The sequence below is a fragment of the Lysinibacillus sp. NPDC097195 genome (assembly GCF_044762075.1).
Taxonomy (GTDB): Bacteria; Bacillota; Bacilli; order Bacillales_A; family Planococcaceae; genus Lysinibacillus.
This window is the reverse complement of the sequence record NZ_JBIWDP010000005.1, coordinates 74,132-100,977: the sequence shown is the minus strand read 5'-3', so window position 1 is coordinate 100,977 and position 26,846 is coordinate 74,132. Positions and strand designations below refer to the sequence as shown.

Annotated in this window: 22 protein-coding genes; 18 read left to right on the top strand and 4 right to left on the bottom strand. The window is 39.4% G+C overall.

The features are described 5' to 3' along the window. Window positions 1-444: 444 nt before the first annotated feature. The 10 genes from ACIQXI_RS18720 (at window position 445) to ACIQXI_RS18675 (ending at window position 9,924) form a co-directional block, all read left to right on the top strand. The gene (locus tag ACIQXI_RS18720) at window positions 445-1,635 is read left to right on the top strand and encodes an acyl-CoA dehydrogenase family protein (RefSeq protein ID WP_402927693.1); all 1,191 of its coding nucleotides are present in this window, start codon (window positions 445-447) and stop codon (window positions 1,633-1,635) included. A gap of 24 nt (window positions 1,636-1,659) precedes the next feature. Further along, window positions 1,660-2,841, top strand: a complete 1,182-nt coding sequence (locus ACIQXI_RS18715; protein WP_402927691.1) for an acyl-CoA dehydrogenase family protein — start codon at window positions 1,660-1,662, stop codon at window positions 2,839-2,841. Continuing rightward, window positions 2,792-4,537, top strand: a complete 1,746-nt coding sequence (locus ACIQXI_RS18710; protein WP_402927690.1) for a class I adenylate-forming enzyme family protein — start codon at window positions 2,792-2,794, stop codon at window positions 4,535-4,537. The genes ACIQXI_RS18715 and ACIQXI_RS18710 overlap by 50 nt, the downstream gene beginning before the upstream one ends. Before the next feature lie 11 nt (window positions 4,538-4,548). Beyond that, window positions 4,549-5,718 (top strand): thiolase family protein, encoded by a 1,170-nt coding sequence (locus ACIQXI_RS18705; RefSeq protein WP_402927689.1) that lies wholly within the window; start codon window positions 4,549-4,551, stop codon window positions 5,716-5,718. 12 nt (window positions 5,719-5,730) lie between these two features. Then, window positions 5,731-6,492, top strand: a complete 762-nt coding sequence (locus ACIQXI_RS18700; protein ID WP_402927687.1) for a 3-hydroxyacyl-CoA dehydrogenase — start codon at window positions 5,731-5,733, stop codon at window positions 6,490-6,492. A gap of 15 nt (window positions 6,493-6,507) precedes the next feature. Beyond that, window positions 6,508-7,296 (top strand): enoyl-CoA hydratase/isomerase family protein, encoded by a 789-nt coding sequence (locus ACIQXI_RS18695; protein ID WP_402927686.1) that lies wholly within the window; start codon window positions 6,508-6,510, stop codon window positions 7,294-7,296. Between the two features lie 63 nt (window positions 7,297-7,359). After that, the gene (locus ACIQXI_RS18690) at window positions 7,360-8,460 is read left to right on the top strand and encodes a CaiB/BaiF CoA transferase family protein (RefSeq protein WP_402927685.1); all 1,101 of its coding nucleotides are present in this window, start codon (window positions 7,360-7,362) and stop codon (window positions 8,458-8,460) included. A 164-nt stretch (window positions 8,461-8,624) separates the two neighbouring features. After that, window positions 8,625-9,089: a hypothetical protein gene (locus ACIQXI_RS18685; RefSeq protein ID WP_402927684.1), complete on the top strand. Its 465-nt coding sequence runs from the start codon at window positions 8,625-8,627 to the stop codon at window positions 9,087-9,089. A 19-nt stretch (window positions 9,090-9,108) separates the two neighbouring features. Further along, window positions 9,109-9,300 (top strand): hypothetical protein, encoded by a 192-nt coding sequence (locus tag ACIQXI_RS18680; RefSeq protein ID WP_402927683.1) that lies wholly within the window; start codon window positions 9,109-9,111, stop codon window positions 9,298-9,300. A gap of 18 nt (window positions 9,301-9,318) precedes the next feature. Continuing rightward, window positions 9,319-9,924: an alpha/beta hydrolase gene (locus ACIQXI_RS18675; protein WP_402927682.1), complete on the top strand. Its 606-nt coding sequence runs from the start codon at window positions 9,319-9,321 to the stop codon at window positions 9,922-9,924. A gap of 52 nt (window positions 9,925-9,976) precedes the next feature. Here ACIQXI_RS18675 and ACIQXI_RS18670 read toward each other — a convergent pair whose 3' ends face one another. The 3 genes from ACIQXI_RS18670 to ACIQXI_RS18660 form a co-directional block, all read right to left on the bottom strand. Beyond that, window positions 9,977-12,088: an MMPL family transporter gene (locus ACIQXI_RS18670; protein ID WP_402927680.1), complete on the bottom strand. Its 2,112-nt coding sequence runs from the start codon at window positions 12,086-12,088 to the stop codon at window positions 9,977-9,979. Window positions 12,089-12,951: 863 nt separating this feature from the next. Next, window positions 12,952-13,968, bottom strand: a complete 1,017-nt coding sequence (locus ACIQXI_RS18665) for an inorganic phosphate transporter (RefSeq protein WP_402927678.1) — start codon at window positions 13,966-13,968, stop codon at window positions 12,952-12,954. A gap of 20 nt (window positions 13,969-13,988) precedes the next feature. Next, entirely contained in the window at window positions 13,989-14,609 is a 621-nt protein-coding gene (locus tag ACIQXI_RS18660; protein ID WP_402927677.1) for a DUF47 domain-containing protein, read from the bottom strand. Between the two features lie 418 nt (window positions 14,610-15,027). Between ACIQXI_RS18660 and ACIQXI_RS18655 the strand changes: the two genes are divergently transcribed. Together ACIQXI_RS18655 and ACIQXI_RS18650 are read left to right on the top strand one after the other, a co-directional pair. Next, the gene (locus tag ACIQXI_RS18655; RefSeq protein WP_402927676.1) at window positions 15,028-15,714 is read left to right on the top strand and encodes an ABC transporter ATP-binding protein; all 687 of its coding nucleotides are present in this window, start codon (window positions 15,028-15,030) and stop codon (window positions 15,712-15,714) included. Window position 15,715: 1 nt separating this feature from the next. Next, window positions 15,716-17,035, top strand: coding sequence for an ABC transporter permease (locus ACIQXI_RS18650; RefSeq protein WP_402927675.1), 1,320 nt, complete (start codon window positions 15,716-15,718; stop codon window positions 17,033-17,035). Window positions 17,036-17,075: 40 nt separating this feature from the next. Here the strand turns inward: ACIQXI_RS18650 and ACIQXI_RS18645 are convergent, their stop codons facing one another. Next, the gene (locus tag ACIQXI_RS18645) at window positions 17,076-18,236 is read right to left on the bottom strand and encodes a class I SAM-dependent methyltransferase (RefSeq protein WP_402927673.1); all 1,161 of its coding nucleotides are present in this window, start codon (window positions 18,234-18,236) and stop codon (window positions 17,076-17,078) included. A 195-nt stretch (window positions 18,237-18,431) separates the two neighbouring features. Here ACIQXI_RS18645 and putP point away from each other — a divergent pair, with 195 nt between their 5' ends. From putP to menC, 6 genes are all read left to right on the top strand, one after another. Next, the gene (gene putP, locus ACIQXI_RS18640; RefSeq protein ID WP_402927672.1) at window positions 18,432-19,922 is read left to right on the top strand and encodes a sodium/proline symporter PutP; all 1,491 of its coding nucleotides are present in this window, start codon (window positions 18,432-18,434) and stop codon (window positions 19,920-19,922) included. Between the two features lie 329 nt (window positions 19,923-20,251). Further along, the gene (hflX, locus tag ACIQXI_RS18635) at window positions 20,252-21,538 is read left to right on the top strand and encodes a GTPase HflX (protein ID WP_402927671.1); all 1,287 of its coding nucleotides are present in this window, start codon (window positions 20,252-20,254) and stop codon (window positions 21,536-21,538) included. A gap of 406 nt (window positions 21,539-21,944) precedes the next feature. Continuing rightward, entirely contained in the window at window positions 21,945-23,432 is a 1,488-nt protein-coding gene (locus tag ACIQXI_RS18630) for a peptide MFS transporter (RefSeq protein WP_402927670.1), read from the top strand. 299 nt (window positions 23,433-23,731) lie between these two features. After that, window positions 23,732-24,859 carry a M20 peptidase aminoacylase family protein gene (locus tag ACIQXI_RS18625; RefSeq protein WP_402927669.1) on the top strand — a complete coding sequence of 376 codons (1,128 nt, stop codon included), beginning with the start codon at window positions 23,732-23,734 and terminating at the stop codon, window positions 24,857-24,859. A gap of 17 nt (window positions 24,860-24,876) precedes the next feature. Continuing rightward, window positions 24,877-25,701: a GNAT family N-acetyltransferase gene (locus ACIQXI_RS18620; protein WP_402927667.1), complete on the top strand. Its 825-nt coding sequence runs from the start codon at window positions 24,877-24,879 to the stop codon at window positions 25,699-25,701. A 21-nt stretch (window positions 25,702-25,722) separates the two neighbouring features. After that, window positions 25,723-26,832 (top strand): o-succinylbenzoate synthase, encoded by a 1,110-nt coding sequence (gene menC, locus ACIQXI_RS18615; protein ID WP_402927666.1) that lies wholly within the window; start codon window positions 25,723-25,725, stop codon window positions 26,830-26,832. Window positions 26,833-26,846 lie beyond the last annotated feature (14 nt).

The window sequence follows — 26,846 nt, the reverse complement described above, 5'->3', positions numbered from 1 at the left end:
GGTAACGAAGGCGGCGACTCCTGCTCACAACAGCCCACAATGAGTGCAGCGACCGGCGCGTGAGTGATGGTTGCGGCTTACAGTGTGTCCACGGAAAGCGCCGCTGTAGCGGACAACAACAACTTAGAAAAGTGTTGGATTGATCGTAGTCAATCTAACACTTTTTCTCTTTATCCTAGAGGCACCCTTATATAAAAACCTCCATTTATCGAATGCAAACACTGTAATAACATACATTGTATGAAATAGGTTGTGGGAATAAAATAACGTTAATAAGCAGAATATTTCTTCTTTAGATAGAGAAAATGTACTTTTTAACAAAAGTGGGGTGTTAACATGAATCTGTCTGTTTAGATAGTGTTTTTTAAAGCCTTAAGTTGTTGAATTGGAATAAACGCCTACAATATTTGTATTTTCCACTAATAACAAAAAGGGGGTATTAAGTTGAATTTAACATATACACAAGAAGATGAGCTCTTTCGATTAGAAATACGAAGTTGGTTAGAAGCTAATTTACCTGAAGGGTGGATGGAGGGAAAACGGACTTTACCCGAAAATGATCGACAACGCAAAGATTTTTTAAAAGCATGGCAACGCAAGCTGATGGAGGGTGGCTGGGCTGGCATTCACTGGCCGAAACAATATGGGGGACGCGGAGCATCGTTAATTCAAGAGGTTATTTATCAGGAAGAACTAGCACGTGTCAAAGCGCCACCTGTCTTAAATTTTATGGGCATTAATATGGTAGGGCCAACGTTAATCCAAATGGGGACCGCTGAACAAAAAGAAAAGTACATCGATAAAATTTTAAGCGGTGAAGAAATTTGGTGTCAGGGCTTCTCTGAACCGAATGCGGGCTCGGACTTAGCAGGTTTACAAACGAAAGCAGTAGAACGAGATGGCAAATGGTACATTACAGGTCAAAAAGTTTGGACGACTTATGCACATATGGCAGATAAATGTTTTATTTTAGCAAGGACAAGTAACGCTGGAAAACGTCATGAAGGTATTACAGCATTTTTGATCGATATGCATCAGCCGGGTGTTGAAGTGCGGCCAATTTATCAAATGAATGATGACCATGATTTTAACGAAATATTTTTGCAAGAGGCTGTAGCGGAAGCGGCAGATGTAGTAGGTGAAGTAGGAATGGGTTGGCAAGTTTCAATGGCATTACTCAGTCATGAACGTGTCGGCGTCGCGGGGACAATTTTCCATTTAGAAAATATTTTTAATGATTTAGTACAGGATATGCAAATAGAGTCCCCTCATCATAAAATGGCCATTGATAACCCGCACCATGCGACAAAGCTTGCTCAAATTTATACGCGATTACGTGCTGCATCTTTGAACTATTATCGTAATTTAACGAAAACAATTGACCAAGGCTATCCTGGTCCAGAGGGATCGATTGATAAATTAGTGAGTAGCGAGTTATCGAAAGAGCTTACCGCTTTTGCAGTGTCCATGCAAGGTCTAAAGGGCATGCTGTGGAAAGGTGACGAAAAAACATCGGTAGATTGGCAACATCAATATTTACAATCCTTTGGTTCAACGATAGCTGGTGGAACGACTGAAATTTTGAAAAATGTCATTGGTGAACGAATACTCGGTTTACCAAAGGATTTAAAATAATTACGTTGTAAGGGAGGGCTAATAATGCACTTTGCATTGACAAAAGAGCAGAAACTATTTCAAACATCGCTTAGAAAGTATTTAGCGGCGCAGGAAAAAACCCGTGCTGCCAGGATGTTTATAACGGGTGATCTATCACACTATGAAAAGATTTGGACAGGCTTAGCAGAACTAGGAGCGATGGCAATTAATATACCTGAAGAATATGGCGGTGCCGGATTGTCGCAAGTCGATCTTATACCTGTGCTAGAAGAAATTGGGCGTATTTTATTGCCTGGTGTTTATGCGGAAACGGTGGCATTTGCAACACCTCTTATTACACAATACGGTACAGCGCAACAAAGGGAGCACTACTTGCCAAAAATCGCTGCTGGAGAAGCGAAGTTTACGCTAGCCATTGCAGAGCCAGACACATTTAGTTTTGCTCAGCAGGCTATACAGTTAGAAGCAAAGCCGATTGGGGATTATTTTATTCTTAATGGTAGGAAAACATTTGTTATTGATGGTGATAATGCAGATGCGATGATCGTCGCGGCTAAAACATCTGAAGATAATATAACGCTTTTTATTGTAGATAAAGAGGAAGTGCAATGGTCGACAAAACGATTGCAAGTTATTGATGAAACAAAGGCTATAACGGAAGTACATTTTGATAATATGCGTCTCTCAAAAACTGCGATTCTTGGAGAGCTTGATAACGGTTGGAACATATATCAACAAGGTCAACAATCTTTAAAGGCGGCCTTAGCGATGATTAGTGTGGGGAGCATGGAAGAGATTGTCGACATGTGTGCGGAATATGCCAAGACGCGAGAGCAATTTGGGCATGCGATCGGTCGTTTCCAAGCTGTGAAGCATCGCATTGTTGAGATGAAGGTTGAATTAGATTTAGCCAAGTCGATTGTTTATTATGCTAATTGGGCAGTTGCTGAGCAGCCAACAGATGTTGTCACAGCAGTAGCAAGTGCAGATGCATTTGCGAAAAATGCTTTTATCGAAGTCGCATCGCATAATATCCAGATGCATGGTGGGATAGGATTTACGACAGAAATTGATTGTCATTTATTTTTGAAAAGAGCTCGTTTGTTGGAAAGCTATTTAGGTCAATTACAAGATTCATATGATGTCATCATAAAAGCACAGGGGTGGATGCTAAATGATCAAACAGTTCAACAATCCGAAGTTTTACAATCAAACAATACCTAATGAAATTACTATTCCTCTTGTACCGGCGGGTGCAATCATCAAGGGGGCTGCTAAGTATTATGGAGATCGTGTTGCCTTTCTTTATCGCCAAAAAGAACTAACTTATAAAGAGCTATACAATCAAGCATTGCGTTTAGCAAATGGGCTAAAGGAAATGGGCGTCGGCAAAGGTGATGTCGTGGCGATTCAAATGTTGAATTGTACACAATATGCTATTTCCTATTATGGTATTTTACTAGCGGGCGCTACGTATACACCGATAAATCCCTTATTACCGAAGGATGAGTTTTTATTTCAACTCCAAGATAGCGGTGCGAAAGTGTTAATTACTCATGAACAACTTGCCACTTTATGGGGAGATGTTATACAGCATTCCAAAATTAATAAAATTATTGTGACGAGTGATGTAGAGGTAGCTTCCTTAGAACAATGCCTCGACACAACGTCCTATGGTGAAGATGTTATAAGTTTCAATCGCTTTATTAATGACCATGATGCGCATGAGTTTAGTGTTGAAATTGATGTTTTAGAAGACCTTGCACACATTGCCTATACAGGTGGCACAACAGGAAAACCAAAAGGCGTAATGATTACCCATAACAACTTAATCAGTAATATTTTGCAATCTGCTGCTTGGTCTTCAGCGGCATTGGCAAAGGTCGATGAGGATGGTGCATTAACTATTAAAGTTGTCGAGAAAAACGCTACTGAATATTTGAAACACTATCCTACTTTACCAGGGACCAATATACGCCTGAGTCCAGCGCCAATGTATCATGGGGCGGGCACAATGGGCGGTTTAGCGTACGGGGTACTTTTGGGGGCGACTTCTATTTTATTTGACCGTTTTATTCCAGAAGAATTTTTAGCGGATTTAGAACGTTATAAAGTTACAGAATTATCTGGTGCTCCTGCTATGTTTAACTACTTAATAATGCATCCAAACATTGAGAAGCATGATTTCTCTAGTGTTCGGACAATTAATTCAGGTGCGGCTCCAATCGCAATGGAAACGATGAAGCTACTTATCAAATATTTCCCGAATGCAGTAGTAACAGAAGGCTATGGTTTAACAGAATCTACAGCGAGTGCTGTACAAAGTGTTGGCTTTTATGATGGAGAGCGGAAGTTAGGAACAGTCGGATTGCCTATTTATAATACAACAGTCAAATTAATGTCAGTAGATGAACAAGGTAAAGTAATTACGGAAGCTGGTCAACGTGGAGAGGTATGCATCAAGGGCCCACAAGTGATGAAAGGTTATTTCAATAATCCCGAAGTAACTGCCGAAACTTTAATCGATGGTTGGTTACACACAGGTGATATTGGTATTTTTGATGAAAATGGTTTCTTGTCTATTGTAGATCGTAAAAAAGATATGTTGATTTATAACGGCTATAATGTTTATCCACGCCAAATTGAAGAGCATCTATATGAGCATCCAGCAGTTGCAGCGGGTATTGTTGTCGGTATTCAAGATCCAAATGTCGGTGAGAAGCCAAAGGCATTTGTCGTATTAAAGCAAGGGGTCTCTGCAACTGTAGAAGACATTATGAATTTCGTAAATGAAAAAGTCGTCCATTATTCACGTATACGGGAATTAGAATTTATCGAGCAATTACCGATGACAGCTGCCGGAAAAATTTCGAAAATTCAATTAATAGAAAGAGAGAAAACACGTCTAAAACAAGTATAGGGGGTTAGCTGATGTTTGAAGCAGTCATAGTAGATGCCATTCGTACGCCAATGGGCAGACGCAATGGAAGCTTAGCCAATGAGCATCCAGTGGATTTATTAGGCTTTGTGTTAAAGGCCATTGTTGAACGCAATCATTTAGACCCAGCTATTATCGATGATGTGATTGTCGGCTGTGTCGACCAAGTGGATGAACAATCATCCAATATTGCCCGCAATGCGTGGCTTGCCGCAGGGCTTCCTATTTCTGTCCCAGGTACAACCATTGATAGACAGTGTGGCTCTAGTTTACAAGCTGTGCACTTTGCTGCACAAGGCATTATGGCTGGTAGCTATGATGTGGTGATTGCCGCGGGTATTGAGTCGATGTCGAGGGTGCCAATTGGTTCCTCTGCTCGCGATGGTAAAACACCGATGACCAAAAGTTTATTTGATAAATTCGATTTACAAGGTTATGGCTTTAATCAATTTGCCGGTGCTGAACTCATTGCACAAGAAATCGGTTTAACAAGAGAGCAAATCGATGATTATAGTGTACGCTCACATCAACGAGCGGCAATAGCACAACGTAATGGCTACTTTGATAATGAAATAATAGCTGTGCCTATTTGTGATGTTGAGGGCAATATGTCTACTTTTGACAATGATGAAACTATTAGGCCAGATACTTCAATTGAACAATTAGCAAATCTGCAACCTGTGTATGCTGGACTAAAAACTGTGACACCTGGTACAGCGAGCCAAATCTCGGACGGTGCTAGTGCTGTATTAATCGTCAGCAAAGAAGCGGCTGAAAAATATGATTTACGACCACGGGCGCGTTTTATTGCGTTCTCGGTTGTAGGCACAGATCCCGTTGCAATGCTAAAGGGTCCAGCTGTCGCAACGCAAAAGGTGCTTGAAAAAGCAGGATTAACGAAAGATGATATTCATCTTGTAGAAATTAATGAAGCATTTTCATCTGTTGTACTGCGTTGGCAGTATGAAACAGATATTCCATTAGAGAAGGTGAATGTCAACGGTGGGGCTATCGCATTAGGACATGCACTTGGTTCAACCGGTACACGACTTGTAGCGACATTACTCAATGAATTAGAAAGACGGAATGAACGCTACGGACTCGTGACGATTTGTGAGGGACCAGGCATGGCGAACGCTTTAATTATAGAACGGTGTGAATAGGGAGATGAAAATATGGATTTTAACAATAGAGCAGTAGTTGTAACAGGTGGGGGATCGGGTTTAGGCGAAGCAACAGCTAGAGTGATTGCTGAGCAAGGAGGATTTCCGGTAATTTTAGACTTAAATGAAGAAAAAGGTCATGCCATCGCAATGGAGTTAAACGGTCTATTTGTCAAAACAAATGTGACGGACGAAGAAGAAGTGCAACAAGCTATTAATATGGCACTCGAAAAATATGGGGCTATCCATGGTGCTGTTAATTGTGCAGGTTTAGGTACATCTACAAGAGTAGTAGGGAAAAAGGGGATTTTCCCATTAGAAGAATTTAACTTTGTTGTACAAGTAAATTTAGTAGGGACATTTAATGTCATTCGTTTAGTGGCAGCTGCAATGGTTAATAACGTTGCAAACGACTTTGGCGAAAAAGGGGTTATCGTAAATACTGCATCTGTAGCAGCATTCGAAGGACAAATTGGTCAAGCTGCATATGCTGCTTCGAAGGCAGGTATTGTTGGGATGACATTGCCAATCGCACGCGACCTTGCCAGCCATGGAATTCGTGTTATGACCATTGCGCCGGGTATCTTTAATACTCCATTAATGGCAATGGCTCCTCAAGAGGTGAAGGAAGCGTTAGGTAAGCAAATTCCGTTCCCACCGCGCTTAGGTGAATCACCTGAATTTGCCCATTTAGTTAAGGCTATCTTTGAAAACCCAATGCTAAATGGTGAAACAATTCGCTTAGACGGTGCAGTGCGTATGGGTCCACGATAAAAGGAGGATGGCAAAATGACATTAGAAACGATGACGATAGAACAATTTGAAAACGGGGTACATGTTGCAACGATTAACAATCCACCCGCTAACACATTAAACTTGGGCATTCAAAATGATTTGATAAAGATAATAGACCGTGTAAAACATGATCCATCTATACGAGTGCTCGTTTTTAAATCTGCCCATCCTAAAATTTTTATTGCGGGGGCAGATTTGGGACAGATGAGTAACGTTGAAGGTCCTATTGATTACGCAGAAGGTGCAAAACAATTACAAGATGTTTTTAATGCTTTAGAGCAATTGCCGATTCCAACAATTGCGGCAATTAATGGGCATGCGTTAGGTGGTGGCTGTGAATTTGCACTGGCATGTGATTTCCGTATTATGGGTAGTGGTACAATTGGTTTGACGGAAGCTTCACTGGGCTTATTACCAGCGGCTGGAGGCACACAACGTTTACCGCGCTTAATTGGCAGCGCCAAGGCACGTGAGCTAATGTTCTTTAGTAAACGACTAAATGCGGCTGAGGCACAAGCGATTGGGCTTGTGACAAAGGCTGTTGAACCAGCAGTATTAGATGAGGAAGTATACAAGTTTGCCAACACGTTAGCTCAAGGTGCCATTAAAGCAATTGGTTTAATTAAAGAGAGTATTTTAGCTGTAGATAGCACATTAGAAGCAGGGTTGAAAGTAGAGCGTGAAGCATTTGCTAAAACGTTTTTAACAGGTGAACCTGAAGAGGGCATGAAAGCCTTTTTTGAGAAGCGAGCACCTAATTTTTCACAGCAATTAACAACATAAAAATCTAAGGGGCGTGACCAAGTTGTCAACGCCCTTTAATCAAATAAAGGGGGAGGAGCAAACATGTTACTTAATGGCTTAAAAGTATTGGATTTTTCTGCGCTCTTACCAGGGCCATTTGCAACAATGATGTTGGCTGATTTAGGGGCTGAGGTCGTGCATATTACAAAACCAACTACAGGTGAAGGACGTTGGATTGTTGATGATTATTTACAGCGTTCAAAAAAATCAATAGCTGTTAATTTAAAGGATTCAACTGTTATTGATCATTTGAAAGCGTTAATGGCGGAATATGATATTGTGGTAGAGCAATTTCGACCGGGTGTAATGGAGCGGCTTGGTTTAGGGTATGAGTCGTTGAAAGAAGTGAATCCAAGTCTTATTTATTGTTCTATTTCCGGCTATGGGCAAACAGGTCCCTATAAGGACAAAGGGGGTCATGATATAAATTATGTCTCTTTAGCAGGTATTCATGGTTATTCAGGTAGTCAACAACAAGGGCCCCCAAATCTCGGTATTCAAATTGCCGACTTAGCGGGTGGATCTTTACATGCAGTAGTAGCCATTTTAGCCGCTGTCATATATCGTACAAGGACAGGACAGGGGCAACATTTAGATATTAGTATGACAGACTGTGCCTTAGCATTAAATGCATTAGCGGCGCCAGAGTTTTTAGTGCAAGGAAAGCCGCTAGAGCGGGAGCAAATGATGCTTAATGGTGGAAGTTTTTACGGTCATTTTGCAACGCAGGATGGCCGTTATATGTCCGTTGGCAGCATAGAGCCTAAATTCCGACAAGCTTTATGTATGGCTATTAATCGACAAGATTTATTGCCGTTAGTGATGAGCTATAAGCCTGCAGATGAATTAGCATTTAAACAGCATTTAAAGGAGATTTTTAACACAAAAACATATGCCGAATGGGTAGAAATTTTCGCTAAAATTGATGCCTGTGTGGAACCAGTATTATCCTTTGAAGAAACGGTGAACCACCCGCTTTTCCTTGCGCGCAATATGTTTGTGGATATTCCACAAAAAGATGGGACAATGCAAAAACAGCTAGCATGCCCTATTAAGTCCGATATTTTTCAGCCAGTATATACAGCAGTTAACGAACATCTAAATCATGATAGCGAGGCTATTGTCGGCATACGTGTAAAATAACGAAAAGTTGTCGGTAGCACATCGAATATGTGAAAAATAGAAGCTCATAAAGATAACTTCGAAATGAATTGAAGTTATTTTTATGAGCATTTTATGTCTATATGTTAATTTATGTAGAAAATAAGCTATACTTGTATTTACAATGAAAGAAAAGGAGCATATACATGCTAACATTTGAACAAAAACAAGCGATAATTGAATCGTTTTCTGAATTAACGAAAAAAGAAATTTCGATGAAACGAGTGAATTATCATTTTATGGACAGTTTGTTTGAAAAAACGATTGTCGTAGAAAAATTACATCCAAACGGCAATGGCTTTGTCTTTGTCGGTGATTTATTACGCTATGAAAATGAGGCAAATGATAAAGGTCTAGTTAATATTCGTGATTATGACGAACAGCAATTACGTGCCATTATTGAAGATGCTATTACGTATTTAGGTGAGGAACAAGAGGAAGAAGAACCGATTATTGAAACTTGGCGTAATCGTGAAGGAGATCAATTAGAGCTTGCTTTTGAGCAGCGTTCTTGGAATGTCTATCATCGAGATAATTTAGAAGAAGCCTTTGGCACATATGATGCCGCAAAAGAGTATTTGCTGGAAGAAGGCTTTCGTAAAAAGAACTAAGTAATATGGGGGAAATGAAATGAGCGGTAAAAAATTGGTGGGGATTGTCATTGTTGTTTTAGTCATTGCATGTTTATTTTCAGTTTTTACAATTCAAAATTTCTATAAAAATAATGAAGAGCAGCCAAATAGCCAAAATCGTGAAATTAATAAGTCAAAAAGTTTGAATTTAATTTTACCACAGGCTACAATTATCTCGAATTCAAGATAATTGAAAGGTGATGTGTTCATGCAACATATATTTCATAAAGGAACAGATGAAACAAAGCCAACTTTATTGTTATTACACGGTACAGGTGGAGACGAGCATTCTTTACTTAGCCTTGCAAAGGAAATCGATGAAACGGCCAATGTTTTAAGTGTTCGTGGTAATGTATTAGAAAACGGTATGCCACGTTTTTTCCGCCGTTTAGCTGAAGGTGTTTTTGATATTGAAGATTTAATCTTCCGTACGCAAGAATTACAAAGCTTTTTGACAACCGCTGCACAGCAATACGGATTTGATCGTACACGCATTGTAGCAATTGGTTACTCCAATGGGGCAAACATTGCTGCAAGTTTATTATTCCATTACGAAGATGCCTTGGCGGGTGCGATTTTACATCATCCGATGGTACCAAGACGTGGAATCGAACTACCTGCGTTATCAGATACGCCTGTATTTATTGCCGCAGGGACAAATGATCCGCTATGTTCTGCACAAGAATCAGAGGATTTAGAGTCGCTATTATCTGATGCAGGTGCTAATGTAACGACAGCATGGTTTAACTACGGTCATCAGCTTACAATGCCTGAAGTAGAAGCAGCGAGAGCATGGTATCGTAAATATTTTTAAACGTAAAATCCGAGAACGATGTCAATGGACGTTCTCGGATTTTTTGTTTAAATCATTCTTTTTTCTTAGCAAATGGTAGCCACCAGTTCCAGTCGCCAAATAGCTTCATAAGACTTGGGACTAGCATAAGACGAATAATTGTTGCGTCGATAGCGATGGCAATGGCAATGCCGACACCGATTTGCTTTACAGGCATGACGTCGGTAAAGGCAAATGCGCCTGTAATTACAATCATAATAAGCGCGGCAGATGTAATAATACGGCTAGTCGATGTGAGCCCTTCCACTGTCGCACGCGTATTATCTAAACCTTTATGATATTCCTCTTGGATACGAGATATTAAAAATACTTCATAGTCCATGCTTAAGCCAAATACTAGACAAAAGACAATGACTGGAATGATCAGGACAATTGTTCCGGCTTCAATGCCAAAATGTCCGTATTGGAAAATATAAACGAGTATCCCAAACGCCGAGGATAGCCCAATGATATTCATAATAATCGCCTTGAGCGGAATAAGCACTGAGCGGAAGGCAAGCATTAAAATAAAGAACGTTGAGACGATAATGATCAACACAGCGAACACTATTTTATTAGCGATTTCATCAAAGATCTCTTGATTGAATTTACCTTGTCCACCTAATTTAAAATCGACATTTAAATCTTTGTCCATCCATGTTCTTGCAAATTTTTGTGCAGCAGAAGACGATCCCGCTACGTTTAATGTAATAGGAATAAACAATTGTGTATCTTTAGAAAAAGTATTTAGTATTGGTTTTAATTGTTGTGCCACTTGTGGCGTTTCTAAAGATGCGGTTAATTCTTCGGGTGATTTAATATTGGCTGTTGTATAAATGGTTGATACGTTCTCAACAAGTGGATCGTCCAGTAACTTTTCTTGTATATCAAAAAGTAGCTGTCGTGCCTGCTCGTCCTCCCAGCCTTCTTTACGTTCAGCAAGTAAATATAAAACCGAAGTATCCCCGAGCCCAAAAGTTTCATCTAATTTATCATAAGCTGCTCTTGCTTCGTATTTTGTTGGTAACGAATCCACCTGAGGTATTGCTAGTTTAATATCTTTTAATGGAATCATACCGATACCTAGTAACAATATCGCAACAATAACAATCGCTACAGGACGCTTCATCACAAAGCCAGCAAAACTACGCCAACGATTCGTGCCACTTGGTTTTACACGTAAAATGCGCCATTTATTTAAGCGATCCCCAAGTACCATCATGGTTGCAGGCAATAATGTAAGACCTGAAAGTACCGCGAACAATACAACAATGGTACCGCCAAGTGCAATGTTACGGAAAATTTCAACATCAATAACAATCATGGCACCGAGACCAATCATGACACAAACAGCAGAAAATATAATGGAACGGCCTGCTGTTTGGATTGCAATTTGTATTGCTTCAGCAATTGATGTATGGCCACGTTCTTCACGGTAACGATTGATAAATAGTAGGGCGAAATCAATACTGAGTGCAAGCCCTAACATTGGTACAATATTTAAAACAAAAATTGATAAGTTGACGCTACCGCTAAGCAAAGTCAACAGTCCAAACGCTGTGACGACAGTAACGACACCAATTACAATCGGTAAAATGGCAGCTACTACAGTTCCAAAGGCGAGTAATAGCACGACAATAGCGATTGGTAAACCGATAGCTTCAGCAGAAGCTAAGTCTTTTTGGCTAGCTTCGTTAATATCCTCTGAAATGACAGGGCCACCAGTTACACTGATGCCATCTTCTTCAACTAATGAACGGACTTTTTTTACGCTAGTAGGTAAATCTTCAAGGTTATTTTTAAAATGTACCATTGCATAGGCAAGGCCGTCCTTTTGTAGTGACGGATCATCCAATGGAGATTGGATTGAATGAATTTCTTGAATGTTCTCCAGTTTTTGCAAGGTATTCTCAATTTTTTTATCGTTTGCTTGGTCAAAGACAACCAGGACTGTTTCTGCAGGTAAGTCAAATGTTTTGGCTAGTTCATTTGTGACGTAGGTATGATCAGCTTCAACAAAAAAGCCATCCCCATGTAGTTTGCTAGGCAATTGTATCGCAAATACAGCCATGGCAATAAAAATAGCAATCCAAATTGCAACGATGGCTTTTGCATGTCTAGTAATAAAAGCTGAAAAAGTTTTCATAATGATAAAGCATCCCCCTTTTAAACTAGTGTAAAGGAAGTGTCGGTTTTTGTCGTGTGACAAAGTGAACACTAACAATGAATTGTGTGAGAATTGTGTGAGTGCCTGTCACTCCTAGAGCGTAAAAATCCACTGCGCTTCCCGCGAAACAAGGTAGTGTGAGGATTCCGCGAGCAAGACAGTGTGAGGATCCCGCGGAGCAAGGCAGTGTGAGAATCCCGCGGAGCAAGGAGAGAATCCCGCGAAGCAGTGTGAGAATCCCGCGGAGCAAGGCGGGAATTCCGCGGAGCAGGGCGAGAATCCCGCGAAATAGGGCGAGAATCCCGCGGAGCAAGGAGAGAATCCCGCGAAACAGGGCGAGAATTCCGCGGAGCAGAGCAGGAATCCCGCGAAGCAGTGTGAGAATCCCGCGGAGCAGGGAGAGAATCCCGCGAAGCAACGAGACAATCCCACGGAGCAAGGCAGTGTGAGAATCCCGCGGAGCAAGGAGAGAATCCCGCGAAGCAGTGTGAGAATCCCGCGGAGCAAGGAGAGAATCCCGCGGAGCAAGGAGAGAATCCCGCGAAGCAGTGTGAGAATCCCGCGGAGCAGGGCAGGAATCCCACGGAGCAAGGAGAGAATCCCGCGAAACAGGGCGAGAATTCCGCGAAGCAGCGAGAGAATCCCGCGAAGCAGGGCAGGAATCCCGCGGAGCAAGGAGAGAATCCCGCGGAGCAAGGCGAGAATTCCGCGAAGCAGGGCAGAAATTCCGCGGAGCAGTGTGAGAATTGTGTGAGTGCCAGGCACTCAAAAAATAAGGCGCTCAAAAAAAGCATACAAAAACGGCACTGACTGTTCGAATTAAACAGTAAGTGCCGTAGTATTTAGAAGAATAATGATAATATCATGTAGATAACGGATGCCATAACAGCTGAAATTGGCATTGTAATAATCCAAGTGGTTACAATTTTACGTGCCATTCCCCAGTTTACACCACGCACACGTTGTGCTGAACCAACACCCATGATGGATGAAGAAATAACGTGTGTTGTCGATACTGGTAAATGAATCAAAGTTGCGCCGAAAATAACTGTAGCAGAAGCTAAATCTGCCGCAACGCCATTTACAGGGCGGATTTTCATAATTTTACCGCCGACCGTTTTAATGATTTTATAACCGCCAATAGAAGTACCAAGACCCATGGCAATGGCCGCAGCTGCTCGAACCCAAAAAGGAATATCATCCCCAGTGTGTAAACCCCCAGCTATTAACGCCATTGTCATAATACCCATTGCTTTTTGCGCGTCATTTGTACCGTGCGTAAATGATTGAATAGCCGCTGTGAAAATTTGCATCGTACGGAAGCCTTTATTTGTACGATAAAGATTTAAGTTTTTAAACCATAATTTAAACAGTGACATCATAAGAAAACCGGCGCAAATCGCGATGATTGGTGAAAATACTAAAGCCATAATAATTTTTGTAAAACCACCATAGTTAAGTACGCCAAAGCCTGCAGAAGCTACTGCTGCACCGGCAATTGAACCGATTAATGTATGGGAAGAGCTTGAAGGAATACCAAAGTACCAAGTAAGTAGGTTCCAAATAATAGCTGAAATTAATGCAGCTAAAATAACGATAGAACCAGTTGTATCTCCTTCAAAGGCATTTAAAGAGAATGGATCTACAATATCTTTAGTAAGAGCTTTTGCAACACCAACGAAAGTAATAGCGCCGATAAAATTCATTGTCGCCGCCATTAAAATAGCAGCACGTGGTGGCAATGCTCTTGTAGAAACCGAAGTTGCGATAGCATTTGCTGTATCGTGGAAACCATTGATAAAGTCAAATGTTAGGGCAAAGATGACGACCAATACGGTTAGAATAATTATTGTATTCATTGTAAGTGACCCACTCCTAATTACGCGTTACGCATGATAATTGTTTCCATTGTGTTGGCAACGTTTTGACAATAATCAGCGATATCTTCTAGTTGTTCATAAATATCTTTAAACTTAATGATGCGGATTGGATCTTTTTCATTTAAAAACAATTGTTTAATTGATGTTCTTTGTACTTCATCACATTCACGCTCATAGTCTTTTATTAAAATTGCATGTGGGCGCATGCCAATAAGATTCTTTTTCTTTAACTCTTCAGTTGCTTTCACAATTTCGTCGGCACTTTTAGAAATATAGCCTAAGAAAATGCGCATTGCTTCGTCTACCTCTGTTAAGGAGAACATTTCGAAATGAGCAATACAATGCTCCGTACCATCTAATACGTCGTCCATACGAATGGCGAACTCTAAAATATCTTCGCGTTCGATCGGTGTCATAAATGATTTGTTTAGCATCACGATTAGTTCATGAATCAGTTTATCGCCAGCTGTTTCGTAATTTTTCATTGTAATGCTAATCTCTTTTAAGTCAGCTACACTATTAATACGAAAATCATTTGCGTAATGTACGGCCTCTCTCATATTTTCAGCAATTTTATGCAATGCCACAAAGAAAGGGTCTTGTTTTTTTGAGTTAAGCATGTAAATAGAATCCTCCTGGATGTATATAAAATAATCGACCTTTAAACTTTACTATCATAACAAAATCTTACGAATATCTACATAAAAATTAACTTCTCAATATAAAACTTTACAATCCTGTAATATATATTTTGTTCACAAATAGCTAGTGTTGCACTGATTTCAACTGTATTTAATACAGTTGAAATACCTGAAATTAAGGTTTATAAAGAATTTCGTTATCTGTTTAGTACAGGTTTTCCTATTTAGAATCAATTGTTAATAATAACTGTCCAAATTGAATTGTAAACGCAATGTAAAGACACGTCCCTTAACATAGTGTTCCCTATTTTCTTAAGAATATCTTCATTTTTATCCTTCGATATTATTAAGAATTATTTCTTACAATGTATAGAGATGAAAGGGGCGTCAGTCAAGAATGATTCAAGTCGAGAACTTACAACATACATTTTTAATTGGTAAAAAAGGCAAGGAAAAGCATGTACCCGTATTAAAGGGTGTAAATTTTGAGGTGAAAAAAGGAGAAATAGTGGCAATTGTCGGCAAAAGCGGGTCGGGAAAATCAACTTTACTGCAAATTTTAGCTGGCTTTATGAAGGCTGAACATGGCTCTATTCGTATCAATGGGCAGCAGACGGCGAAGCTTACTGAAACAGAGAGTGCAGCTTTTCGCTTACGACAGTTCGGATTTATCTTTCAAAATTTTCAATTGATGCCGGGGTTAACAGCCTTTGAAAATATTGAGCTACCTTTGAAATTGCAAGGAACGAGCAAAGCTGTACGAAAAGAAAAAGTGAAAAAAATGATGGACAAGGTTGGATTAACAGCAGTGGCAGACCATTATCCGAATGAATTATCGGGTGGTCAGCAACAGCGTGTAAGTATTGCAAGAGCATTGATTACGAATCCTCCTATATTACTCGCAGATGAGCCAACGGGTAGTTTAGATTCTGAAACAGAACAAGATATTTTACTCCTCATTCAAAGCTTAAATCGGGAGCTTGGCTTAACCTTTGTCATGATTACACACGATGAAGAAGTAGCGACCATTGCCCATCGACGTTTTCGCATGTATGATGGCGAGCTTGTGAAGGAGGATGAATAACATGATTTGGAAAGATCAAGTCGATTTTGTTTTACAACATATAAAGAAAAATAAATTACGTGTATTTATGACCGTATTGGCTGCGACAATGGGCTGTGCATTTTTAATTGTTCTTGCATCCGTAGGTTTTGGTCTACAGGATTCCATTCGTAACGAAATACTTTCAGATGAAAATGTTACAAAGATCCAAGTATATGATGGTTCTAAATTCACAGAGCAACAAAGAGATGAAATCAAATCTATTGAACATGTTAATACAGTGCTGGAAACTATAAAATTTAATACAATTGCGCACTCATATTTTGAAGATCGTGATGCCAGCTCTAATTTAATTTTAACGAATATGCAAGATTTTAAGGATGTTACTGGGAAACTAGCACAAGGGCAGTATCCGACAAAGCCAAATGAAATTATTGTTGGCTATCATTTTGGCCAAACGCTATTAAATGATGCAGATCGCGAGGCTATTAAAGAAAAAAGTAAAAAGGCTGAAAGTGAAGGAACGTATTATGATGGCAATGAAGAAGGATATAAACAGTCTATAATAGGCAAAGAGATTGAGTTATCCTTAGTTTCTAATTCAATGGAAGCTTCTGAGACGGAAAAGGTAAAATATACAATCGTCGGTGTGACGAAGAAGCCTTCATATGATTGGATGATTGACAATACAATATATATTGATTCGCAGCAGAAGGCAGCGCTTGGAAGTAGTCTTGCAGCATTAGATAATGTACCTGAAGATGAGGTATTTAATTCTGAATTCAACATTTATGCCGACAGTTTAGAGTATGTAAAACCTATTTTAGAAAAGCTTAAAGACAAGGGCTATAGTGTCTACTCAGTGACGGAACAATTGGATCAAATGGATGTATTTTTCCTTGTGTTAAAGATTGGCTTAATCTTTGTTGGCACAATTGCTGTATTAATCGCTTCGATTGGTATTTTTAATACGATGACAATGGCGGTTACAGAGCGTACACGTGAAATTGGTGTATTAAAGGCAATTGGGGCAAGCCCGAAACTAATTCAACGTTTATTTTTAATGGAAAGCACATTTATCGGTGTTTTAGGTACAGTTATTGCCGTTGCCATTTCATATGCTATTAGCTTTGCTGCAAATGCAGTATTACCGTTAATTTTAAAAGCTGCCACAGGTGAAGATGCGTTTAGTTCGACTGATATTACATTTTCACTTATCCCGTGGCAACTTGTCTTAACTGCGTCAGCCATCAGTATTGGCGTTGCCATGATTTCAGGCTACCGCCCAGCTCGTAAAGCTACAAAAATCGATGTCATTCAAGCATTGCGACAAGAACTATAAAAGAACCCGAGGCACATAATGCGCCTCGGGTTTTCATAGTTTATAAATAAGCTTTTAATTCATTTGCCAAAAATGGCTTCGCATTTAATAATGTTACAAAAGCATCGTACTTGGCACGTTGCTGAGCACTCGGCTTTTTACCGGTATAATAAGCTCGAATTAAAATATTTTTCGGTGTATTTTCCATGTCTATAAATTCGAGTAATTGCGCTTCGTAACCAACAAGTGATAAAATTTCTGCGCGAATGGAATCTGTTGCCAGTGCAGCGAAGCGTTCGCGGACAAGGCCATGCTGTAGCATAATGTCCAGTGCAGGCGTATCCAGTTGACGGTTTAACTCATGCTGGCAACATGGAACGCTTAAAATCACACTTGCACCCCATTTTACTGCGCGTGATAATGCCATATCTGTTGCAACATCACAAGCATGTAGTGTTACGACCATATCTACATTGGATTCATCATTATAGTCATTAATATCCCCAACTAAAAATTCAAGTTGCTCATAGCCTAAATCCTGTGCGATACGAGAGCATTCCTCAATAACCTCTTTTTTTAAATCCAAGCCAGTAACGCGTATATCCAAACCTTTTTCAACTTTTAAGTAATGGTATAAGGCAAATGTTAAGTAAGATTTCCCTGATCCAAAATCTAAAATACGAACTTGGCGATCTTTTGGCAAATAGGCTAAAGCATCGTCGATAAATTCGATGAAGCGATTAATTTGCTTGAATTTATCGTACTTTTGTTTTTTTACTTTTCCTTCTTCGCTTTGCACGCCTAAGCGAATTAAAAATGGGTAGGGGGTGGACTCATCAAGTAAATAGTTTTTCTTGCGGTTATGCGATAAGTTTACTGCCTTTGGTGTAGCTGCTTTATCGGATTTCCATAATACTTTGTTCTTTTTGGATAGCTGCACCTGTACTTTTTCGTCAACAAAGTCGAGGTGTGCTTGGCGGAAGTCATCAAAAAATTGCTCCAACTTAGCGGGGAAATCAGCTAATAACACGTTGTCATGTTTTAATATGCGCTCATATTGGTATTCAATTTGTACATGGTAAGCATCTTTTAGCATCACCGGCTTTAGTTTAATACGTTTAATTTCATTCGACTTCATACGAGGTTGACTAATTGTAGCTGCCACGAGCTGTTGTTGTAAAAAACGCTCTAGTAGCTGATCTTTCATTTCTTCAAATGTCATTTGTTTCGCCTTCTTCGTTGTGTAATTAATGGCATTAGTGTAACACAATTTTCTTCAGGCAATGTTGTTTTCTATGTCCAATGATGAATAAAGCAACTATTCAGATAATCATTTTCGTTTTTAAATATTTTACGGTATATTAAGGGTGAAAAGTTTTTTGAAGGTAAACAATAATTGTGGATAGGAGGAAGACATATGTCGGATAACACTTATCAGCTAATCGCTATTATTATTTATATGCTGACAATGCTTGGAATCGGTTGGTATGCATTTGTCAAAACTTCAAATTTAACGGACTATATGCTAGGAGGTCGTTCGTTAGGTCCTGCAGTTACAGCACTTAGTGCAGGTGCAGCGGATATGTCTGGCTGGCTTTTAATGGGACTTCCAGGTGCGATTTATTTATCAGGCCTTGTTGAAGCATGGATTGCAATCGGCTTAACGATAGGTGCCTATTTAAATTGGATGTTTGTCGCACCGAGATTGCGAGTTTATACGCAAGTTTCCAATGATTCTATTACAATTCCAAGTTATTTGGATAATCGATTACGTGATCACACGAAATTGATTCGAATTGCTTCTGGGTTAATTATTTTATTATTTTTCACATTTTATGTCTCTTCAGGGATGGTAGCTGGAGGCAAGTTTTTTGATAGTTCATTCGGTTATGAATACCATACTGGCTTATTAATTGTATCGGGTGTAGTCGTTGCCTATACATTGTTTGGTGGTTTTTTAGCGGTGAGTTATACGGACTTTTTGCAAGGACTTATTATGTTTTTAGCACTTATAACTGTACCGTTATTCGGGGTATTTTTAACGGGTGGACTTAGTGAAACAGTGGCATCTATTAAAGCTGTAAACCCTGAGCATTTAAGTTTATTGCCGGCAACAGCAACGGCAGCAGCGATTATTTCATCCCTTGCTTGGGGATTGGGCTATTTTGGGCAACCACATATTATCGTCCGTTTTATGGCCATTAGTTCTGTCAAGGAAACAAAACAGGCTCGTCGCATAGGTATTGGTTGGATGATTTTAAGTCTTGCTGGTGCACTTGCAACCGCATTAGTAGGTGTAGCGTATTACCAACAAAACGCAGGGGAATTAAAAGACGCTGAAACGGTATTTATTGTACTTGGTCAAATTTTGTTCCATCCATTTATTGCAGGTATTATGTTGGCTGCTATTTTAGCAGCAATTATGAGCACAATTTCTTCGCAATTAATCGTTACATCTTCAGCGCTCGTTGAGGATATTTACAAAGCGTTGTTCAATAAATCTGCTGATGATAAACATTATGTGTTTATTGGTCGTATGGCAGTGTTAGTAGTAGCTATTATTGCGGCTATATTGGCTTGGAACCCTGAAAATTCTATTTTAAATTTAGTAGGATTTGCTTGGGCTGGCTTCGGTGCTGCATTCGGTCCAATTATTTTATTATCATTATATTGGAAGCGATTGACGAATTACGGAGCGCTAAGCGGCATGGTGTTGGGAGCGGCAACCGCCTTTATTTGGGGAAAAATAGAATCGCTTTCTACGACGCTTTACGAAATTGTTCCAGGCTTCATCGTTTGTTTACTAGTAGCCATTATTGTGAGTATGGTGACATATAAGCGAAATGAAGAAATTGAAGATGAATTCCATCGTAGCGTCACAATGCTAAAAGAAGAACGAGGGAAATAACGCACTATAAAATAGTTCCTTGCAAATAGAAGACAGGCTGCGCCCTAACTTCTTGTGAATTACCTACACCTTCGAAAAACAAAAGGGGTAGCTTGCCAATAATTATCATTAATATAGGATGAAAATTAATAATATATCTATCTATTGTTTGCAATGCGCCCAATTCTCTAGGGCGCATTTATTATTAGTAAGAGATGGAACAGTTGTGAAAATGCAACGCAGGTGGTGGTCAGGAACAATGGCGACTAAAAGGCACTTTTTGGGGCATTATATGGTAAGATGAAGAAAATTTGCTGTAGCGTCACCAAGGCGTTGGTGGGAGGATATGGATGGAAAAATTGAAAGAAGTAGATGTACTGCTAGAAAAGGCCATACTTGTTGGCGTAAACTTACGTAATGATAAACATTTTGAGTATTCCATGGAAGAGCTAACAAATTTAGCTGAAGCTTTAAATGTGGAAGTTTTAGGCGTAGTTACACAAAATTTAGAACGTGTGACTCCTTCTCATTATGTCGGGACAGGTAAAATAGAAGAAATCAAAAGCTTCTATGAAGAAGCACAGGCTAATCTGGTCATTTTTAATGATGAGTTATCACCATCACAAATTCGTAATTTAGAGCGTGATTTAGAGACGAAAGTAATCGATCGAACGATGTTAATTTTAGATATTTTTGGTCGTCGTGCGAAAACACGTGAGGCCCAAATGCAGGTGGAGTTGGCGCAACTTCAATATATGTTGCCGCGATTAGTCGGTTTACATGCCTCTCTAAGTCGGCAAGGTGGTGGCACTGGCGGTGGGTTTAAAAACCGTGGGGCCGGTGAAACGAAACTTGAGCTAGATCGACGTAAAATTGAAGATCAGATATCTAAAATCAAAAAAGAACTGGAGCAAGTCAAGGAGCAGCGAGAGACTCAACGTAAACAACGTCGAAAAAATGCTGTCCCTGTTGTCTCTATTGTCGGGTATACAAATGCCGGTAAATCGACTATTATGAATCAACTTCTGGCTAAAATTGGACAAGAGGATCACAAGCAAGTATTTGAGAAGGATATGCTGTTTGCTACACTTGAAACATCTGTCCGTTATATAGAATTACAGGATAAGAAGTCATTTTTATTAACAGATACAGTCGGCTTTGTTAGCAAATTGCCACACCATCTTGTGAAGGCATTCCGTTCGACTTTAGAAGAAGCCCGTGATGCTGACCTTTTGCTTCATGTTGTGGACGTTTCCAATGCAGAGCATGGCTTTATGATGGATGTAACAAATGAGACGTTAAAAGCAGTAGGGGTTGAAGGAATCCCTACTATATATGTGTATAATAAAGCAGACTTAGCAAATGTACCGTATCCTGTAATTAGTGGAGACAATATTTGGATTTCTGCTAAGCAGGGCAATGGCTTAGATGAACTATTGCAAATTATACGCCAGCATATTTTCTCCGATTATGTTACATGTAAAATGCTAATACCTTATGAACAAGGCAATGTAGTGTCTTATTTTAATGAAAATGCAACGATTTTTGAAACGGCATATGAAGAAAATGGAACATTACTTAAGCTTGAAGTAAAAGAAGCAGATTACGCAAAATACCAAAATTTAGTTGTTAAATAACTTGCCCCCGTAAAAGACTATTCATGGCATATGTAAAATTTGCTTGGTAATACATCTTTATGCATCGTAAATAGCATTTTTTAATAAAATCAACGGCCATTATCGCCGTTGATTTTTTTATTTGTAGGAAAACTCGGAGGCGGAAAAAATAAAATATTTCAAAATAATTTATTAGTAATCGCGTTTTTGGGGAATAGAAAGAGTGAGAAAACGTAGATATTTCAATATATTTGTTAAAAATTTAATTAATAGGTCTGAATATATTGAATAATGACAAATTTTCAACATTTTTTAAAACTCTTGCTAAAGTAATAAAAACGCTTTAGTATGATGAAACATAGTTTTTTATCCCTACAATGGGGAACAATATTTTTAAGGAATAATGAAAGTGGGAGAGGATATTGTTATGTCTACTAAAGATGAAATTGTAAAATCTGTCCCTCAAAATGGATTTGTCGGACACCCTAAAGGGCTCTTTACATTGTTTTTCACTGAATTCTGGGAGCGATTTTCATACTACGGTATGCGCGCGATTCTAATTTTCTTCATGTATTACGAACTAAATGAAGGTGGATTAGGTCTTGATCGCGGTACAGCGAACTCCATTATGGCTATATATGGTTCGCTTGTTTATATGTCGGGTATTATTGGTGGTTGGATAGCCGATCGACTTTTAGGTACACGTAAAACCATTTTTTATGGCGGCGTGTTAATTATGATTGGTCATTTACTGCTAGCATTCCCTGGCGGTGTGACAATGTTATTTGCTTCAATGGCGTTTATTGTTATCGGTACTGGTTTATTAAAACCAAATGTCTCAAGCGTAGTGGGCGACATTTATTCAGAAACAGATAGTCGTCGTGACGCAGGATTCTCCATTTTCTATATGGGTATTAATATGGGTGCATTCATTGCGCCGTTTATTGTCGGAACAATTGGACAAAAGTATAGCTTCCATTTAGGCTTCAGTTTAGCAGCCGTTGGTATGCTTATTGGCTTAATTGTTTTTAAAGTAACAGAGAAAAAATATTTAGGCTTAGCAGGCTTACAAGTAAATAACCCTTTAAAACCGGAGGAACGTAAAAAAGTCTTTACACAATTCGGTATTATCGCGTTAGTTATTATCGTTTTAGGTATCATCGGTATTAAGACTGGTTTCCTAACAATGGATGTCTTTAGCTTAATTATTACTATTCTAGGTGTACTTATCCCAACAGTGTTCTTTATTTATATGTATCGCAGTAAGAAAACAACAAAGGATGAGAAATCGCGCCTTCTTGCGTACATCCCATTGTTTTTAGCCGCGGTAATGTTTTGGGCTATTCAAGAACAAGGTGCAACAATTTTAGCGACGTATGCGGATGAGCGGACACAATTAAATATTGGTGGCTTCCATTTAGAATCATCTTGGTTCCAATCGCTAAACCCTTTATTTGTTATTACAATGTCACCGCTATTTGCGATGCTGTGGTTAAAATGGGGCGATAAGCAGCCATCAACACCACGTAAGTTTTCTTATTCACTATTCTTTGCAGGATTATCATTCTTAGTCATGATGATTCCAGCACATCTTTCAGGTGGACAAACTTTAGTTAGTCCATTGTGGTTAGTATTGTCATTCTTTTTAGTAGTAGTTGGAGAATTATTATTGTCTCCAGTAGGTTTGTCTGCAACAACAAAATTAGCGCCACAGGCTTTTGCTGCACAAACAATGTCACTATGGTTTTTAACAAGTGCTGCGGCACAAGCTATAAATGCTCAACTTGTAAAGGTTTATGAAGTTGTAAGTGAATTCACATATTTCGGATTTTTAGGATCATTGTCAATTCTTATTGGCATTATCTTACTAGTGGTTTCACCGATTATTTCTAAAGCAATGCGAGGCATTAATTAGTTGAATAAGCTAGAGAAAAGTGTTAGATTGACTGCCATCAATCTAACACTTTTTTGCTATGCTGTTGTTGTCCGCTACGACTAGTACACACTTCTAATTATTATTTAATGCAAAAGAATTACGGTGCTTTCCTCTCAGCCACACGATAAGCCGCAACCATTGTTAATAGGCATATCTCTGCATCCTTTTTGTCCTTTATGTAGTCAATTAGCTAGTAGATAAAATAATTTTCTGTGCAGGTGAGGGTGATTTTTCGTTATAATAAATTTACTAGTAACAATTTTAAGGGGTTGGTTGTCATGAAAGAAGCATTGGATCGTTTGAGGCCAAGATTAATGGAGATTTTCACGTATTTACATGCAAATCCAGAAATAAGCTGGAAAGAGGTAGAGACAACAAATTATATTTTTAATTTGTTGACGCGTGAAGGATTTTCACCACAACGCTTTAAAAATTGCACAGGGCTGTATGTTGATATTGGCGAGGGAACACCAAAAGTAGGTTTGCGTACGGATATTGACGCATTATGGCAAGAAGTAGATGGCCAGTTTAAAGCAAATCATTCCTGTGGACACGACGGTCATATGACAATGGCAATAGGTGCTCTTTTACTGTTGAAAGAGCAGTCTCAATCATACAAAGGCGCAATTCGTGTTATTTTCCAACCGGCTGAAGAAAAGGGGACTGGGGCATTAGCCGTTCTCAAAGAAGGCGTTATCGATGATTTAGAGTATTTATTTGGCGTTCATTTAAGACCTGTACATGAGCTGGAGGACGGTACATATTGTGCAGCGTTGTATCATGGAGCTTCCCGTTTACTGGAAGGGGAAATTATTGGAGAAGATGCCCATGCGGCAAGACCACATCTCGGTATTAATGCTATCGAGGTTGGGGCGACGATCATCGAAGATTTACGTACGATTCATACAGATCCGATGGTGCCTGTCTCGATTAAGATGACAAAATTTCAAGCTGGCGGAGAGTCAGGCAATATTATTCCAGGTAAAGCTGCCTTCACTATCGATATAAGAGCCCAACGTAATGATGTGATGGATACACTAAATCAAGGTGTTAAACGTGTCATCGATTCTGCAAAAATATTGCATAAAGTTCAAATCGAATTGCGTACCGTTGCAAATATCGTGGCGGCTGAAGTGGATACAACTGCTCAATATATTATGGAGCAAGCCATTGTCAAAGCCGCGGGACTCTCTAATTTAAGAAAGCCTGTGCATACGCCAGGGGGAGAAGATTTTCACCACTATGCTGTGCAAAGACCACATTTAAAAACAACGATGCTTGGTCTAGGTTGCGGCTTAACACCAGGACTACATCATCCAAAAATGAGATTTAAGCAGGCAAGGCTTGTAACGGGAGTTGAAATTTTGACAAACGCTGTCTTAGGAGCTCTAAAACTAGAACCGTAAAAGGGAGGCATTATATTATGTTAAAAAATGTTTCTATAAAAAAATTAATGACACCTGAAGAGATTGCTGAAGTGCAATGCTTAAATGCTGAAATTTGGGGGAGCCAAGCTATTCCATCTCATCAACTACTCGCAGCAGTGCACAACGGCGGGTTATTACTTGGTGCTTATTTGGAAAAGCGGCTGATTGGTTTTAATTACTGTTTTATTGGCTATCGTGAAGGGGAAATGTATCTGCACTCACACATGATTGGTGTTGAAAAATCATATCGTGAACAAGGTGTAGGTGAACTTCTGAAGCATGCTCAGCAAGAATATGCGCGAGATAATGAGTTTCAGCTTGTTAGGTGGTTAATCGATCCGTTAGAAGCGCGTTTAGCAAATTTATCGTTTTTAAAGCTAAATGCTGTTAGTACTCAATATGAAAAGGATTATTATGGCCCGTTGCAAGATGATTTTAATGATGGACTGCCCTCAGACCGAATAGCAGTCGAATGGTGGGTTGAGCGCCATCATGCAGAAGATTGTTTGGATGAGCTAGAAGAAGTAGCGGAACAAATCGTAGATTGGTCATTAACGGTGGATGGTTTGCCTGTGCTCGATAAAGATGGGGAATTCCAAAGTAACCAACGATTATACAAGGATGCTTATTTAGTGCCTATTCCACAGCAATTGCAAAAGATGAAAGTGGAAAGTCCGAAATTAGCAGAGGACTGGCGTTATAAAATGCGTACAATCTTAACAACTTTTTTTGAGCAACAATACGCAATCGTTCGGGTGAAAAAACAAAAAGAATACGTTCATTGTTATCTGTTAGTCAGACGCTCTTTATTAGCTTTATAATAGAGCTAAGGAGTGACTTTGATGAGAATAGAAGAAATTACGATAAGACATTTGAAAATGCCTATGAAAGCTCCCTTTACAACGAGTTTTGGCACTGTTAATGAAAAGGAGTTATTGCTATTAGAGGTAAAGGATGCAGCCGGGACAATTGGCTGGGGAGAGACTGTTGCTTTTGTAGCACCTTGGTATACAGAGGAAACGTTAAAGACGACGTGGCATATGTTAGAGGACTTTTTAATGCCTATCTTGCTGCATAAAGATATTGCACATCCTGATGAAGTAAGTGCTCTATTCGCTCCAATTCGGCGCAATTGTATGGCTAAAGCCTCGATTGAGGGGGCAGTATGGGATATTTATGCACAGCAAACGAATCAGTCACTAGCCCATGCTTTAGGCGGCAACAAGGAGAGCATTGATGTAGGCATTAGCCTAGGCATCCAATCTAGCACTGATAAGCTATTAGAGTTAATTAAGAGCTATGTAGAAAAGGGCTATAAACGAGTAAAAGTAAAAATAAAACCTGGTTATGATGTCGAAGTTATTCGTGCGATTCGCGCTACATTCCCTAATTTGCCGTTAATGGCAGATGCAAACTCAGCGTATACATTAAAAGATATAGACGTGTTACAGCAATTGGATGAATTTAATTTGCTAATGATTGAGCAACCACTTGCAGTAGACGATATTATTGATCATGCTAAACTGCAAAAACAGTTAACAACGCCCATTTGCTTAGACGAAAGTATCACATCATTAGAGGATACCAAAAAAGCCATTGAGCTTGGTAGCTGCGGTGTTATCAACATAAAAATCGGACGTGTAGGTGGCTTAACAGAGGCAAAGAAAATCCATGATTACTGTCAAGAACATGATATTCCAGTTTGGTGTGGAGGCATGTTAGAAGCAGGAATTGGACGAGCGCACAATATTGCATTAACAGCACTTGCTAATTTTGTCTTACCAGGTGATACGGCAGGATCGAGTCATTATTGGTACGAAGATATCGTTACACCTGAAATCGCCGTAGAAGATGGCTGTATTCGTGTGCCACAAAGTGTAGGTATTGGCTATAAACCGAACATGGATGTTATTAATAAGTTAACAATTAGCAAGAAAGTTTATACGTTTTAATCAGTGGAGATCGT

Bases quoted from the DNA above. Each gene is read 5' to 3' on its own strand.
- ACIQXI_RS18715 (WP_402927691.1), top strand. From the start codon at position 1,660: ATGCACTTTGCATTGACAAAAGAGCAGAAACTATTTCAAACATCGCTT.
- ACIQXI_RS18710 (WP_402927690.1), top strand. From the start codon at position 2,792: ATGATCAAACAGTTCAACAATCCGAAGTTTTACAATCAAACAATACCT.
- ACIQXI_RS18685 (WP_402927684.1), top strand. From the start codon at position 8,625: ATGCTAACATTTGAACAAAAACAAGCGATAATTGAATCGTTTTCTGAA.
- ACIQXI_RS18670 (WP_402927680.1), bottom strand. From the start codon at position 12,088: ATGAAAACTTTTTCAGCTTTTATTACTAGACATGCAAAAGCCATCGTT.
- ACIQXI_RS18695 (WP_402927686.1), top strand. From the start codon at position 6,508: ATGACATTAGAAACGATGACGATAGAACAATTTGAAAACGGGGTACAT.
- ACIQXI_RS18655 (WP_402927676.1), top strand. From the start codon at position 15,028: ATGATTCAAGTCGAGAACTTACAACATACATTTTTAATTGGTAAAAAA.
- ACIQXI_RS18690 (WP_402927685.1), top strand. From the start codon at position 7,360: ATGTTACTTAATGGCTTAAAAGTATTGGATTTTTCTGCGCTCTTACCA.
- ACIQXI_RS18665 (WP_402927678.1), bottom strand. From the start codon at position 13,968: ATGAATACAATAATTATTCTAACCGTATTGGTCGTCATCTTTGCCCTA.
- ACIQXI_RS18700 (WP_402927687.1), top strand. From the start codon at position 5,731: ATGGATTTTAACAATAGAGCAGTAGTTGTAACAGGTGGGGGATCGGGT.
- ACIQXI_RS18630 (WP_402927670.1), top strand. From the start codon at position 21,945: ATGTCTACTAAAGATGAAATTGTAAAATCTGTCCCTCAAAATGGATTT.
- ACIQXI_RS18625 (WP_402927669.1), top strand. From the start codon at position 23,732: ATGAAAGAAGCATTGGATCGTTTGAGGCCAAGATTAATGGAGATTTTC.
- ACIQXI_RS18660 (WP_402927677.1), bottom strand. From the start codon at position 14,609: ATGCTTAACTCAAAAAAACAAGACCCTTTCTTTGTGGCATTGCATAAA.
- menC (WP_402927666.1), top strand. From the start codon at position 25,723: ATGAGAATAGAAGAAATTACGATAAGACATTTGAAAATGCCTATGAAA.
- ACIQXI_RS18645 (WP_402927673.1), bottom strand. From the start codon at position 18,236: ATGACATTTGAAGAAATGAAAGATCAGCTACTAGAGCGTTTTTTACAA.
- ACIQXI_RS18705 (WP_402927689.1), top strand. From the start codon at position 4,549: ATGTTTGAAGCAGTCATAGTAGATGCCATTCGTACGCCAATGGGCAGA.
- ACIQXI_RS18620 (WP_402927667.1), top strand. From the start codon at position 24,877: ATGTTAAAAAATGTTTCTATAAAAAAATTAATGACACCTGAAGAGATT.
- hflX (WP_402927671.1), top strand. From the start codon at position 20,252: ATGGAAAAATTGAAAGAAGTAGATGTACTGCTAGAAAAGGCCATACTT.
- putP (WP_402927672.1), top strand. From the start codon at position 18,432: ATGTCGGATAACACTTATCAGCTAATCGCTATTATTATTTATATGCTG.
- ACIQXI_RS18675 (WP_402927682.1), top strand. From the start codon at position 9,319: ATGCAACATATATTTCATAAAGGAACAGATGAAACAAAGCCAACTTTA.
- ACIQXI_RS18680 (WP_402927683.1), top strand. From the start codon at position 9,109: ATGAGCGGTAAAAAATTGGTGGGGATTGTCATTGTTGTTTTAGTCATT.
- ACIQXI_RS18650 (WP_402927675.1), top strand. From the start codon at position 15,716: ATGATTTGGAAAGATCAAGTCGATTTTGTTTTACAACATATAAAGAAA.